This is a genomic window from Bradyrhizobium tropiciagri (genome assembly GCF_018130505.1).
GTDB lineage: Bacteria > Pseudomonadota > Alphaproteobacteria > Rhizobiales > Xanthobacteraceae > Bradyrhizobium > Bradyrhizobium tropiciagri_B.
This window is the reverse complement of the sequence record NZ_JAFCKH010000004.1, coordinates 127,117-141,158: the sequence shown is the minus strand read 5'-3', so window position 1 is coordinate 141,158 and position 14,042 is coordinate 127,117. Positions and strand designations below refer to the sequence as shown.

Here is a 14,042-nt window from a genome sequence, read left to right as displayed (position 1 = left end):
TGCGGAGTTGAGCAAATGAAGAAAATCCTGCTCGGCCTGCTCGCCGTGGTTATCGTGGCCGCCGGCCTGTTCGGGGTCGACCTCTATTCGCAGCGCCGGATCACCGGCGAGGTCGAGGCTGCGTTCGAGCAGGTCCGCGCGCAGGGCGGCAAGGCGAGCCATGGCGGGGTTTCGTTCGACGTCCTCAAGCGCACACTGACAATTACGAATGTCAGCATCGAAACCGCGCCGTTCGCCGTGAAGGCGGCCAACGTCGTGGCCCACGGCGTCAGCCAGTCGGACGCATCTCGGTTCTCCGCGGAGAGCATCGACGTCAACGACATCGAGGTGAGCGCGGCGACCGACGGCAAGCAGGCGTTCAAGATCACCTACAAGGCGCCGCTCGTCACGTTGAAGGATTATTCCGGCCCGATCGGCCAGTTTCGACGTCCGGCGTCGTCATCCCTGATCGATTTGTACCGGTTCGGCTTCGAGCAGCTCGCCGCCATCAGCGCCACGTCGATCAGCGTCCCCGGCATGACGGGGACGGTCCAGGCCACGACGCCGCGTGGTGACGTCACCGCGGGTGAATTCACCTATTCCGGCCTGGTCCTCGACAACATCAAGGACGGCAAGATCGCCTCCACCAAGGCCGGTAACGCCCTCTTCACGGCCGACACGCAGGCCGCAGGCAAGGCGGTCAAGATCACCGGCAAGCTGACCGATATCGTCGCCAGCGACATCGATTTCGGCGCGATGGCCGCGGCCTTCGATCCGGCCAAGGCCGATGGTGACAAGGTCTACCTCATGTACCGGCACATCGCGGCTGGTCCCTACGAGGTCTCGTCGACGCAGGGACTAAACATGCGGATCGACGGCATGACCATCGACGATGTCGGGATCACGCCGTCCCGGATGCAATTGCCCAAGCTGCTGGAGATGATCCCGCCGGCCGGCGCCACGCCGCCGACGCCGGAAGAGGCGCGCGCGATGATGGAAAGGGTAGCCGCGATCTATGACGGCATCCGGATCGGCAGCAGCGAGATGCGCGGGCTCTCGATCGAGACGCCGCAGGGACCGCTGAAGCTGGCCTCGATCCGGCTCAATCTGGCCAACGGGAAGATCGGCGAGTTCGCCGTCGAGGGCTTCGATGGACGCGGGCCGCAGGGACCGATCAAGCTCGGGCGCTTTGCGTTGAAGGCCGTCGACATCGCCAACCTGATGCGGCTGACGGCGCAGTTCGCAGCGCAGAAGCCGCTTCCCGAGCAGGCGCTGGCGCTGCTGCCGCTGATCGAGGGCGCCGAGCTCAAGGGACTTGTCGCGCCCTACAAGGCCACGGGAAAACCGGTCAACATCGATCTGCTGAGCCTCGACTGGGGCCAGTTCGTCGGATCGGTCCCGAGCAAACTGCGCCTGACCGCCAAGATGTCCGGCCCGCTCGACACCGCCGATCCCGCCCAGCAGCAGCTGATCGCCGCCGGGATCGACAACATGACGATCGATGCCGATCTCGGCGCCGCCTGGACCGAGGCCTCGCGCGCCTTCGCGCTCGAGCCGGTGAAGCTCGACCTCGGCGGCCTCGTGAACGCCTCGGCACGGGCCTCGCTCGGCAACGTGCCGCGCGAGGTGTTTGCGATGAACCCGCAGTCGATCGCCGCGGCAAGCCAGATCGAGGCCGGCGCGATCGAGCTCACCCTGCACGATCTCGGCGTGGTCGATCTTGCGGTCGGCGCGTTTTCGCGCACCCATGGCGGCGGCAAGGACGAAGCGCGGCAGGCCATCCTCGCCGGCATCAAGGCGCAGGGCGAAGCGATCGGCGGCTCGAACCCGGAAGCCGCCGCCCTGCTCGCGGCGATCAGCCGCTTTGTCGAGACGCCCGGTCAGACCCTGGTCATCAAGCTGACGCCTCGCGCCAAGGCTCCGGCGCAGCAACTGCTCGAGCTGCTCAAGACCGATCCGCAATCGGCGCTTGCGCAATTCAGGATCGAAGCCTCGACGGGATTGTAGCGGCAACTCGTAGCCCGGATGCAGCGAAGCGAAATCCGGGGCGGTGTTTCCTGCGGCGACACTGTCCCCGGATTGCGCTTCGCTCCATCCGGGCTACGCAGTTCGCTATGCCGATCTGGCGGCCGCCGCATCGCGCAACTCATGGGCCCACAGCGAGTTGCGCAGGCGATCCTCCTCGACGAGACGCAGCAGCTTGTTCTGGTGATAGGGCAACAGCAGTTCGGCGACCGCGCCGCTCCAGGGCGCATCGAGATCGAACAGAACGCCGAGCCCCAAGATCCCCGGGATCTCGGCGAAGCCAAACTCGCGACCGGCGCGCTGGCAATCGCTCATGAAGTCCTCGATCGCGGTGAGCACGCCGTTGCGCTCACCACCCTCGTGGTCGGCCCAGGCGAAGTTCTGCCCGCCGCGGAAGCCGCGGTTCTCGAGCAGTCCGGGATTGTCGAGCGTCACGCCGCCGTTGCGTGAGTGTGGATGGCGGAATTCGGCCGGTATCCGCTCGGGCGCGTAATACATGTCGCGGCGCGCGCAGGGCCAGGACACGTCGTGGAAGAAGGCCAGCAGCGGTTTGCCGTCGCGACGGCAGATCCGATGCGCTTCGGTGATCTCGTTGTAGACGGTGTACCAATTGTGATCGCCATCGATCACCCAGGCATCGATATCGGCCAGTTCCGGAAATGCGTCCAGGCTCGGCAGATCGATGTGACGGACCTGGGCATTCAGTGAAGCCCACATCCTGAATTCCGGCGTCGGCGCGGGATCGACCGAGGTCAACCGTCCGCCATGGTGGAGGCAGTGGTTTGCCAGCAGCGTCGTCATACCGCCGGTGTCGGCACCGATCTCAACCACGCTGCGCGCCTGCGCCAGTTCGAGCACCGGAAAGATCAAATCCGCAAACGCGGTCATCGAGTACAAATCAGCCCCCAGATTGCAGGTCGCGCCGTCAGTGCTTGAACGCGACGCGCGACGGATCTGGGCGGTATTTATTTTGTGCGCGGAACCTGTAGCCCGGATGGAGCGAAGCGCAATCCGGGGCGGTCTCTCCTGCGGTAAGGGCGTTCCCGGATTACGCTTCGCTACATCCGGGCTACGCAGCTCGACTTGCTTCTTCCGCCCTACCCCTTCGCCGGCAGGTTGGTGCGGATGTGCAGCTCCTTGAGCTGCTTCGGCGTCGCGTCCGACGGGGCGCCCATCAGCAAATCCATCGCCTGCTGGTTCATCGGGAACAAGGAGATCTCGCGCAGATTGTTGGTGCCGCAGAGCAGCATCACGATGCGGTCGAGGCCGGCCGCCATGCCGCCGTGCGGCGGCGCGCCGTACTGGAACGCACGGTACATGCCGCCGAACCGGTCGATGACCTCCTGCTCGCCATAGCCCGCGATCTCGAACGCCTTCACCATCGCTTCCGGCTTGTGGTTGCGGATACCGCCTGAGGCGATCTCGTAGCCGTTGCAGGCGATGTCGTACTGGAACGCCTTGATGGTCAGCGGATCCTGGCCGGTCAGCGCATCGAGGCCGCCCTGCGGCATCGAGAACGGGTTGTGCGAGAAGTCGACCTTCTTGTTCTCCTCGTCATACTCGTACATCGGGAAGTCGACGATCCAGGCCAGCTCGAAGCGGTCCTTGTCGATCTGGTTCAGCTCCTCGCCGAGCTTGGTGCGGGCAAGACCTGCGAACTTCCAGAATTTCTCGGGATCACCGGCAACGAAGAACGCAGCGTCGCCTTCCTTGAGGCCGAGTTGGTCACGGATCGCAGCGGTCCGTTCGGGGCCGATGTTGTTGGCAAGCGGACCCGCGCCCTCGCCGCCCTCGCGCCACATGATGTAGCCGAGGCCGGGCTGGCCCTCGCCCTGCGCCCACGAATTCATGCGGTCACAGAACGCGCGGCTGCCGCCGCCGGTGCCGGGGATCGCCCAGACCTGGTTCTTCGGGTCTTCCAGCATCCGCGCGAATACCTTGAAGCCGGAGCCGCGGAAGTGCTCGGAGACTTCCTGCATGACGATCTTGTTGCGGAGGTCCGGCTTGTCGGAGCCGTATTTGCGCACGGCCTCGGCGAACGGGATGCGCGGCCAGTTCTTCGTCACCGGCTTGCCCTTGGCGAAGTCCTCGAACACGCCGGTGATGACCGGCTCCATCGCAGCGAAAACATCGTCTTGCGTGACGAAGCTCATCTCGACGTCGAGCTGGTAGAACTCGCCCGGCAGGCGGTCGGCGCGCGGGTCCTCGTCGCGGAAGCACGGCGCGATCTGGAAGTAGCGGTCGAAGCCCGACATCATCAGCAGTTGCTTGTACTGCTGCGGCGCCTGCGGCAGCGCGTAGAACTTGCCGGGATGAATGCGCGACGGCACCAGGAAGTCGCGCGCGCCCTCCGGCGAGGACGCCGTCAGTATCGGGGTCTGGAATTCGAAGAAGCCCTGCTCCTTCATCCGCTTGCGCATGGAATCGACGACCGCGCCGCGGGTCATGATGTTCTGGTGCAGCTTCTCGCGACGCAGGTCGAGGAAGCGGTACTTCAGCCTGATATCCTCCGGATATTCCTGCTCGCCGAACACCGGCAGCGGCAGCTCGGCCGCCGGGCCCAGCACCTCGATCTCCTTGATGTAGATCTCGATCAGGCCGGTTGGCAGTTCGGGGTTGTCGGTGCCGGCGGGGCGGCGACGCACTTTGCCGTCGATCCGCACCACCCATTCCGAACGGAACTTCTCGACCTCGGCGAATGCCGGCGAGTCCGGATCGGCCACGCATTGCGTGATGCCATAATGGTCGCGCAGATCGACGAACAGCACGCCGCCATGATCGCGGACCCGATGCACCCAGCCTGACAGCCGGGCCGGCTGGTCGATATCGCTCTCACGGAGCGCGCCGCATGTGTGTGACCGGTAGCGATGCATGGTCGTCCTAAAACTGATTGTCGGAGGAAACGAATCGGACGGCTCAGGGCCTGTTCCGAAGTTGCGGAGGGTTTACCCGACGAGGCCGGGTGCGGCAACCAAGGGAACGCCCGGTTTTTCGCCCGAATGGTCAATTTTCGGGGCGGCCGGCGCCCGGCATTTGCCTATTCGCCCCGCGGGCCTATCTTTCGGACATGACCATCCATTTCCCGTTCCAGAACACCTATTCGGCGCTGCCGGCGAACTTTTTTGCCCGCGTCGCGCCGACCCCCGTGGCCGCGCCCCGGCTGATCAAGCTGAACCGGCCGCTCGCGATCCAGCTCGGGCTGGACCCGGACCTGCTCTCGACGCCCGAGGGCGCCGAGATCCTCGCCGGCAAGCGGCTGCCTGACGGAGCCGACCCGATCGCGATGGCCTATGCTGGCCACCAGTTCGGCCACTTTGTTCCCCAGCTCGGCGACGGCCGCGCCATCCTGCTCGGCGAGGTCATCGACAAAGACGGCGTCCGCCGCGACATCCAGCTCAAGGGAAGTGGCCCGACCCCGTTCTCCCGCCGCGGCGACGGCCGTGCCGCGCTCGGCCCGGTCCTGCGCGAATACATCGTCAGCGAGGCGATGTTCGCGATGGGCATCCCGACCACCCGCTCGCTGGCCGCCGTCGTCACCGGCGAAGCCGTGATGCGCGAGACCGCGCTGCCCGGCGCGGTGCTGACCCGGATCGCCTCAAGCCATATCCGCGTCGGCACCTTCCAGTTCTTCGCCGCCCGCGGCGACACCGACGGCGTCCGTGCGCTGGCCGACCACGTCATCGCTAGGCACTATCCCGATCTGAAGACGGCGGAGCGGCCCTACCACGCGCTGCTCGCGGCCGTGGTGGCGCGGCAGGCCGCGCTGATCGCGCGCTGGCTGCTGGTCGGCTTCATCCACGGCGTGATGAACACCGACAACACGTCGATCTCAGGCGAGACCATCGACTACGGTCCCTGCGCCTTCCTCGATACCTACAACCCGGCGCAGGTGTTCTCCTCGATCGACGAGATGGGCCGCTACGCCTATGCCAACCAGCCGCGCATCGGCCTGTGGAATCTGACCCGGCTCGCCGAGTGCCTGCTGCCGCTGTTCGACGGCGAACAGGAGAAGGCGATCGAACAGGCGCAAGAGATCCTCGGCGAATTCCCTGAGAAATTCACCGTCGCCTACAATGCCGGCCTGCGCGCCAAGGTCGGTCTGTTCACCGCGCGCGATGGCGACGACGCCCTGATCCAGGACCTGCTCGACGCGATGGCGAAGAACGCCGCCGACTTCACGCTGACCTTCCGAAAGCTCGGCGACGCCGCGGCGGACGATACAGCCGGCGTCCGCGCGGAGTTTACCGATCCCGCGGCGTACGACGAATGGGCTACGCGCTGGCGCACCCGCCTCGCGCTGGAGCCGCAGACGCCGGCCGAACGCAAGGCCGCGATGGATGCCGTCAACCCGGCCTTCATCCCACGCAACCATCGCATCGAGGCGGTGATCCAGGCAGCCGTGAACAACGACGATTACGCGCCGTTCGAGGAGCTGCTGACCGTGCTGGCAAGGCCGTTCGAGGATCAGCCGCAGTTCGCCGCCTACGCCGAACCACCGCTGCCCGAGCAGCGCGTGACGCAGACATTCTGCGGGACGTAAACACTCCGTAGGATGGGTAGAGCGCAGCGAAATCCATCATCGTTCCGCATAGGCGGCTCAAGGGTTTGATGGGTTTCGCTTCGCTCTAGCCATCCTACGCGCCTCCGTGCGCAACGTGAGCATTAACTCACCCTGCACCATGCGCGGAGGCTGGGCGCGGTAACCATAAGGCTTAACAGCGCGTCAACGCACCCCAAACAATCCTCATGGTTTCGTTAAGGGGAGAATTGCCCGTGGACGCATTTGCATTCGAATTCATCGGAATGGCGATGATCGCGCTGTGCCTGATCGTGCTGGCGATGCCTGCGGCACGCCGGCCCTCGAAGAAGATGCGCTACGAGTAGCGCTCGCAGGTCGCGAGCGGGGCCCGCGACATCACCACCAATAGGCGCGCGGACGGCTGAAGATGACGCCGGGTCCAATCACGCGGCGGTGACGGAAGCCCGAATTGGTCAGATCGACCGCGACCGCGCTGACATCGTAGCCGGTGTAGGCAGGGTAGCCGCGAGAGAACAGGTAGCCGTCATAGGTCGGGGGCGACCCGTACCCGAAACCCCAGGGGAACACCGGGTCCGCCGGCCATTGCCTGACGTCATCAGCGAGCGCCGATCCCGATGTCGCGACGCCGCTCAGCCCGAGCAGCGAGACGGCCAGCAAAACACGCGCAGTCCTTTTCATTGCGGTCCTCCTTCTAGAAGCCGGTCGGAATCATTCGTTCGCCAATGGGGTGGCCGAGGCTTCGCCCATCCGGTCAGTGCGTGTGCAGGGCGTCGTAGGCGTGGGCGGCAAAGATAGCGGCGCTCAGGACCAGGAGCGTGACGATAGCAGCTTCCATCATGACACTTCCCCTTATTATATTTGGGAACTGATGTAGCGGCCAAATGTTTCAGCCCGGTTTCGCGCGGTGCCGAAAATGGTTTCGTGCCGGCCATCGGCCGCGACCTCGCCATCCTCCGGCTGCCGCGATCGTGAATGGCGAGCGCTCGTTTCAGGCATCGGGTTAAGGGCACCTTCACGCCTCGGCTTCAACCATGCCGGTCCCATTCATGGAGCGGCGTTGATGCCGGAGATCAGGGACAGGCCGGACACGCGGGTTCCCGCGCTGGACCTGCTGCGGGTGGCCGCGGTGGGCGCCGTCGTCCTGTACCACTACGGCTTCTGGGGTCCTGCGGCGCACGGCGTCCCGCAGGTCGCGATGCCGTTCCTCGCGCCGGTCGCGCAGTACGGCTTCCTCGGCGTCCCCGTATTCTTCGCGATCAGCGGCTTCGTCATCGCCTACTCGGCCGAGGGCCGTACGCCGGTCGGCTTCGCCATCGCTCGCTTCAGCCGGATCTATCCGACCTTCCTGACCTGCATGACGCTCACCTTCGTCGCCACGCTCCTGCTGGGCGGCGCGCATTTCAGCGTCAGCTTCGGTCAATGGCTCGCCAATCTGTTCATCGCCGCCCCGATGTTCGGCAAGCCCTACATGGACGATGCGTACTGGTCGCTCGTCATCGAGGTGATGTTCTATGTCTGGGTCGCGGCGTTTCTCGCCCTGCGCATCTTCCCGCAGCGGATCGACACCATCATCGTCGCCTGGATCGCCATCACCTTCGCCAACGAGCTGACGATCGACGCCCCGATCTTCGAGAAACTGTTCATGGCCGGCGACAGCGGCTTCTTCGCCGTCGGGCTGCTGATCTACGAACACTATCGCGGGCGGCGCGACACCCGGCTCTACGGCCTGATGTCGCTGGCGCTGGGCACGGCGGCGTTCCAGGCGGTCCACAAGCTGGAGCGGCTCGGCGTCCATCTCCACGCCAGCTTCGATGCCCGCATCGTGGTCGCGATCTGCATCGTCTCGCTCGGCATCGTTTTCCTGGCCACACGCATCAAGCGGGTCCCCCTCCCGGCGGGCTTGGTGATGGCCGCCGGCGGCGTCACCTACCCGCTCTATCTGCTGCACCTGCAGCTCGGCTACACGATCCTGCTGGCGGCGACGCCGGAGCAGCCCTCTATCCTGCCGACCGTGACCGTCATCATTGGCGTGGTCCTGCTCGCCTGGTTGGTCTGGCGCGTGCTGGAGCGCCCCGCGCATGGCTGGACCAGGGACAGGCTGACCATGCTGGCGGCACGGCTCGGCTGGCCGTCACGCGTCGGCACCACGAGCACGACAGCGGTAGATCCGGCACGCGCCGATCGGCTCGCCCAAGCCTCGGTCGCCGAGCACTGAGTTGCCACTGTCGCGATGGGGCAAATGCCGCATCCCCCTCCTCGCTGTCATCGCCCGGCTTGACCGGGCGATCCAGTACGCCGGGGCCCCTCGGCTCAAGCACTGCTGCCTCTGGAATACTGGATCACCCGGTCAAGCCGGGTGATGACGCCGCGTTGTGTGGCGGACAGGGCAAATCCCCCCGAATCCCTCCCCAGCCCACCGGAAATCCCCTGTCCCTCGCTCCGCGCAGGGCCAAAATCCAGGCAAGACCCTTGACATAGCTGCCCTTTCGGCAGAACGCGTGTGTCGAGCGTCATGGACACTTCATGGATCTGATTACTACTACCTCCGAACTTGCCGCCGCCTGCGAACGGCTTGCCAAGCACAAGGTCATCACCGTCGACACCGAGTTCCTGCGGGAGACGACCTACTACCCGCTGCTCTGCGTCGTGCAGATGGCGAGCGCGGACGAGGCCGTCGTGGTCGACGCGCTGGCCCCCGGCATCGACCTCAAGCCGTTCTTCGAGCTGATGTCGAATGAGGCCGTGCTGAAGGTGTTTCACGCCGCGCGGCAGGACATCGAGATCGTCTGGCACCTCTCCGGCACCATCCCGCATCCGATCTTCGACACCCAGGTCGCCGCCATGGTGCTCGGCTATGGCGACAGCATCGCCTATGACGCGCTGGTCGACCGCGTCACCGGCCATCGTCCCGACAAGACCCACCGCTTCACTGACTGGTCGCGCCGTCCGCTCAGCCAGGAGCAGATCCATTACGCCGTCTCCGACGTCACGCATCTGCGCGAGGTGTTCGCCGCGCTCGACGCCGACCTGAAGAAGCGCGGCCGCAGCGACTGGGTCAGCGAGGAGATGGAAGTCCTGACCTCGCCGAAGACCTATGATTTCCACCCCGAGCGCGCCTGGGAGCGGCTCAAGACCCGGGTGCGCAAGCCGCGCGAGCTCGCGGTGCTGATCGAGGTCGCGGCGTGGCGCGAACAGGAAGCGCAGAGCCGCGACGTGCCGCGCTCGCGCGTGCTGAAGGACGACGCGGTCGGCGACATCGCAACCCATGCACCGACCTCGATCGAGAAGCTCGGCAATCTGCGTTCGATGCCGAAGGGCTTCGAGCGCTCCAAATGGGGCACCGACATCATCGCCGCAGTGCAGCGCGGGCTGGCGCGCGATCAATCTTCGCTGCCGAAACTGGAGAAGCCGCGCAACAATGCCAACGGCGCGGCGACCGTCGAGTTGCTCAAGGTGCTGCTGCGCATGACCTCGGAGCGTCACGGGGTCGCCAGCAAGGTGATCGCGACCGTCGACGATCTCGAGCAGATCGCGACCAACGACCAGGCCGACGTCGGCGCGATGCATGGCTGGCGGCGCGAATTGTTCGGCGAGGCCGCGCTCAAGCTGAAGCACGGCCAGCTCGCACTTGCGATCGACAAGGGCCGCGTGGTGCGGGTCGACCGGGATTAACCTCGTGTCGGCCAATGGCCGAGCGCCGCTCCGGCAACCGCGCTCCGCTGTTGCGTCCCGCAAAACATCCGCGGCCCGCCGCAGGCTTGCGAAGGCGCATGTTTCGTGTTGCAATCTCGTCGCAATCGGATTGCGGCAAGACTGCGAACGTGAAGACTTCGGACTTGAAGACTGCAAGCTTGAAGATTCGACAACTGAACAGACACCGGAAAGCCCGTTTGTGGCGTGGCACGAGCAAAACGTGGCCGCGTCTTTTTTATGTCTAGACTGGGAGGGAGACGATGCCGAAGGGTACCGTCAAGTGGTTCAACGCCACCAAGGGCTACGGGTTCATCAAGCCGGCCGTCGGAGACAAGGACGTGTTCGTCCACATCTCTGCCGTCGAGCGCGCTGGGCTCGCCACGCTGAACGAAAACCAGACGGTCGAGTACGAACTGGTGGAGAGCCGCGGCAAGGCGTCGGCGGAAAATCTCAAGGTGAACTGAACGCCGGCGCGATCCGCGCTGGCCATTGCGATGCCTCCCCCGGCCGCATCACCCCGGGGGAATTTTTCAACCGCAGCTCCAAGACCAGCTCAAGGTGCCGGTGCGATCAACGTGCCGTCGCTCGGCGCGCTGCCAAGCGTCCGGCAGATGCCGCCTTCGAGCTTGAGCCGGCCGCTCGCGAGCAGCCGCAGCGCCTCCGGATAGATCCGATGCTCGATCGTGATCACGCGCGCAGCGAGCGTCTCGGGCGTATCACCGTCGGCCACGGTTACCGCGCCCTGCATCACGATCGGCCCCGCGTCGGTCTCGGGGATCACGAAATGCACCGTCGCGCCGGAAAGCTTGACGCCTGCGCTCAGCGCCTGGCCGTGCGGATCGAGGCCGGGGAAGCACGGCAGCAGCGAGGGATGGATGTTGAGCATCCGTCCGTACCAGTGCCGGGCAAACTCAGCGGTGAACAGCCGCATGAAGCCGCCGAGGCAGATCAGCTCGACCTGCTTCTCGTCGAGCACCCGCTGCAGCACCGCCTCGAAGCCGGCGCGATCCTTGCCGAACGGCTTGCTTTCGATGACCGCGGTGGGAATGCCATGGGCAGCCGCCCGCTCCAGTCCAGGGGCGTCGGCGCGGTTGGAGATCACGACCGCGATCTCCGCCGGAAAGTCCGTAGCCTTCGCGGCCTCGATCAGCGCGGCCATGTTGGAGCCGCGGCCGGAGATCAGGATGGCGACGCGGCGTTTCATCGGGAGAGATCGAGATGACCGTTATAGACCACGCGATGCTCGCCGCTGGCCTCGATCACCTCGCCGAGCAGCGTCGCGGTCTCGCCGGCCTCGGTGAGGACCTGGATGACCTCATCGACCGCGTCGGGCTTGACGATCGCGATCATGCCGATGCCGCAATTGAAGGTGCGGAGCAGCTCGAGCTCGGCGATGCCGCCCTGCTCCGCCAGCCATTTGAACACCGGCAGCACCGGCAGGCGCGGCAGGTCGATGCCGACCCCGAGATGCTTCGGCAGCACGCGCGGGATGTTGTCCGTGAAGCCGCCACCGGTGATGTGGGCGAGACCTTTGACCGCACCAGTCTCGCGGATCGCACGCAGGCAGGATTTCACATAGAGCTTGGTCGGCGTCAGCAGCGCCGCGCCGAGCGTCATGACCGGCGCGAACGGCGCCGGCGCGTCGTAGCCGAGGCCGGACTGCTCGACGATCTTGCGCACCAGCGAATAGCCGTTGGAGTGCACGCCCGAGGACGCAAGTCCGATCACCGCGTCGCCGGGGGCGATGTCGCCGCTCGGCAGCAGGGTGCCGCGCTCTGCGGCGCCGACCGCAAAGCCGCCGAGGTCATAATCGCCATCCTTGTAGAGGCCGGGCATCTCGGCGGTCTCACCGCCGATCAGTGCACAGCCGGATTCGCGGCAGCCTTCGGCGATGCCGGCGACGATCGCCGCCGTGGCCTGCGGATCGAGCTTGCCGCAGGCGAAATAGTCGAGGAAGAACAGCGGTTCCGCGCCCTGCACGACGAGGTCGTTGACCGACATGGCCACGAGGTCGATGCCGATGCCGCCATGGATGCCGGTGTCGATCGCGATCTTGAGCTTGGTGCCGACGCCGTCGGTCGCGGCGACCAGCACCGGATCCTTGAAGCCGGCCGCCTTGAGGTCGAACAGCCCGCCGAAGCCACCGATCTCTGCGTCTGCGCCGGGGCGCGCGGTGGCCCGCACCATCGGCTTGATCAGATCGACCAGACGGTTGCCGGCATCGATATCGACGCCCGAATCCGCGTATGTGAGCCCGTTTTTGCGCTCGGTCATGCCCAATTCCAGTTGATCTGGGGCTGGTTACGAGGAATTCCGCCCCCGCGCAATGGCTCGCGGCGCCACCGCCACGATACTATGTAGATAACATCCGGCCGCTGCTGAAAAGAGCTGGATATCGAGTAAAATCAGGCTTCTAGCCGGGAAGCGACCAAACTTGAGCATACCGAATATCATCACCCTCGGCCGCATCATCCTGGTGCCGGTGATCGTCTGGGCGATCGTGTCCAGCCAGATGGAGATCGCGTTCGCGATCTTCGTGATCGCCGGCGTCTCCGATGCGGTCGACGGTTTTCTCGCCAAGCGCTTCAACATGACGAGCGAGCTCGGCGCCCTGCTCGACCCGCTCGCCGACAAGGCGCTGCTGGTGTCGATCTATGTCGCGCTCGGGATCTGGGGCGCGGTGCCGCGCTGGCTCGTCATTCTCGTAGTGTCGCGCGACATCATGATCGTCTCCGCCGTGATTGTGTCATGGTTGTTCGACAAGCCGGTCGAGATGAAGCCGTTGATGGTGTCGAAGCTGAACACGGTGGCGCAAGTCGGATTCGCGGCACTCGTGCTGGCCTCGCTCGGCTTCGGCTTTCAGCCGTATCCCTACGACCTGATCCTGATCTGCCTCGTCACGATCTTTACTTTGGTTTCGGTGTCCCTCTATCTCGTCGAGTGGGTGCGGCACATGAGCACGATCGAAGCCCGGTAGAGCGGCGACGCGCTCATGCTCGCATAAAATGTTTTGGAGACTTGCGTGACAGGCGGCGTTCAACCTCGTCAATTGGCCTTGGCGTTGCCGCACGAGGAAAGGCTGACCCGCGACGATTTCCTCGAGGGGCCGACCAACGAGGCTGCACTCGCGCTGATCGACGGCTGGCCCGACTGGCCGAACCGCGTCATGCTGCTGGTCGGCCCCGAGGGCTCCGGCAAGAGCCACCTCGCCGCGATCTGGGCCGAGCTTGCCGGCGCACGTTCGACCGCGGCGCATGCACTGACGGCGGAGGCGGTACCTACGGCGCTGGCGACCGGCGCGCTCGTCGTCGAGGACCTCAAGCCGTCGGATTTCGACGAGCGCGCGATGTTTCATCTCCTCAACCTCGCGCGCCAGGACGATGCCTTCGTGCTGATCACGGCGCGCATTCCGCCTTCGGCCTTCGAGATCGAGCTGCGCGATCTTAGGTCGCGGCTGCGCGCGGTGCCGGTGGTCGCGCTGCTGCCGCCCGACGACCAGCTGTTCCGCGGCCTGATCGTCAAGTTTTGCGCCGACCGCCAGATGAGCGTGGACGAGCCGCTGGTGAGCTATCTGACCAACCGGATCGAGCGCTCCTATGCCGCAGTCCGGCGGACCGTCGAACTGCTAGACACCGAGGCGTTGCGGCTCGGGCGGCCGGTGACCCGGGCCCTGGCGGCCGACCTGTTGCGCGACGCCTGACCGTAACCCGGCTTGACGACGGCGGCGGCGGGAACATGAATGTCATCGAAACGTCATCGCAATATCACATGGTTTGTGCGGCCCTCGGCTAGACCGCCCTGGCTG

At 65.5% G+C, this 14,042-nt stretch carries 12 protein-coding genes; 7 read left to right on the top strand and 5 right to left on the bottom strand.

Annotated elements, in window-relative coordinates:
• Positions 1 to 15 precede the first annotated feature (15 nt).
• Positions 16 to 1,986, top strand: coding sequence for a hypothetical protein (locus JQ633_RS11325; RefSeq protein ID WP_211985104.1), 1,971 nt, complete (start codon positions 16 to 18; stop codon positions 1,984 to 1,986).
• A 105-nt stretch (positions 1,987 to 2,091) separates the two neighbouring features.
• Here the strand turns inward: JQ633_RS11325 and JQ633_RS11320 are convergent, their stop codons facing one another.
• The gene (locus JQ633_RS11320) at positions 2,092 to 2,892 is read right to left on the bottom strand and encodes a class I SAM-dependent methyltransferase (protein ID WP_211985103.1); all 801 of its coding nucleotides are present in this window, start codon (positions 2,890 to 2,892) and stop codon (positions 2,092 to 2,094) included.
• Positions 2,893 to 3,101: 209 nt separating this feature from the next.
• A complete protein-coding gene (aspS, locus tag JQ633_RS11315; protein ID WP_211985102.1) occupies positions 3,102 to 4,877 on the bottom strand; it encodes an aspartate--tRNA ligase in 1,776 nt (591 codons plus the stop codon).
• 194 nt (positions 4,878 to 5,071) lie between these two features.
• On the opposite strand from aspS, the gene JQ633_RS11310 reads away from it, so the two are divergent.
• Positions 5,072 to 6,544: a protein adenylyltransferase SelO gene (locus tag JQ633_RS11310; RefSeq protein WP_211985101.1), complete on the top strand. Its 1,473-nt coding sequence runs from the start codon at positions 5,072 to 5,074 to the stop codon at positions 6,542 to 6,544.
• Between the two features lie 375 nt (positions 6,545 to 6,919).
• Here the strand turns inward: JQ633_RS11310 and JQ633_RS11305 are convergent, their stop codons facing one another.
• Positions 6,920 to 7,222, bottom strand: a complete 303-nt coding sequence (locus JQ633_RS11305; RefSeq protein ID WP_211985100.1) for a hypothetical protein — start codon at positions 7,220 to 7,222, stop codon at positions 6,920 to 6,922.
• A gap of 382 nt (positions 7,223 to 7,604) precedes the next feature.
• On the opposite strand from JQ633_RS11305, the gene JQ633_RS11300 reads away from it, so the two are divergent.
• The 3 genes from JQ633_RS11300 (at position 7,605) to JQ633_RS11290 (ending at position 10,701) form a co-directional block, all read left to right on the top strand.
• Entirely contained in the window at positions 7,605 to 8,759 is a 1,155-nt protein-coding gene (locus JQ633_RS11300; RefSeq protein ID WP_211985099.1) for an acyltransferase family protein, read from the top strand.
• Positions 8,760 to 9,067: 308 nt separating this feature from the next.
• Positions 9,068 to 10,216: a ribonuclease D gene (rnd, locus tag JQ633_RS11295; protein WP_211985098.1), complete on the top strand. Its 1,149-nt coding sequence runs from the start codon at positions 9,068 to 9,070 to the stop codon at positions 10,214 to 10,216.
• A 281-nt stretch (positions 10,217 to 10,497) separates the two neighbouring features.
• Positions 10,498 to 10,701 (top strand): cold-shock protein, encoded by a 204-nt coding sequence (locus tag JQ633_RS11290; protein WP_211985097.1) that lies wholly within the window; start codon positions 10,498 to 10,500, stop codon positions 10,699 to 10,701.
• An 89-nt stretch (positions 10,702 to 10,790) separates the two neighbouring features.
• Here JQ633_RS11290 and purN read toward each other — a convergent pair whose 3' ends face one another.
• Positions 10,791 to 11,441 carry a phosphoribosylglycinamide formyltransferase gene (gene purN / locus JQ633_RS11285; protein WP_211985096.1) on the bottom strand — a complete coding sequence of 217 codons (651 nt, stop codon included), beginning with the start codon at positions 11,439 to 11,441 and terminating at the stop codon, positions 10,791 to 10,793.
• Positions 11,438 to 12,511 (bottom strand): phosphoribosylformylglycinamidine cyclo-ligase, encoded by a 1,074-nt coding sequence (gene purM / locus JQ633_RS11280; protein ID WP_211985095.1) that lies wholly within the window; start codon positions 12,509 to 12,511, stop codon positions 11,438 to 11,440. The genes purN and purM overlap by 4 nt, the downstream gene beginning before the upstream one ends.
• A gap of 160 nt (positions 12,512 to 12,671) precedes the next feature.
• On the opposite strand from purM, the gene JQ633_RS11275 reads away from it, so the two are divergent.
• Positions 12,672 to 13,214: a CDP-alcohol phosphatidyltransferase family protein gene (locus tag JQ633_RS11275; protein ID WP_211985094.1), complete on the top strand. Its 543-nt coding sequence runs from the start codon at positions 12,672 to 12,674 to the stop codon at positions 13,212 to 13,214.
• A 45-nt stretch (positions 13,215 to 13,259) separates the two neighbouring features.
• Positions 13,260 to 13,937: a DnaA/Hda family protein gene (locus JQ633_RS11270; protein WP_211985093.1), complete on the top strand. Its 678-nt coding sequence runs from the start codon at positions 13,260 to 13,262 to the stop codon at positions 13,935 to 13,937.
• The last annotated feature ends 105 nt before the right edge of the window (positions 13,938 to 14,042 follow it).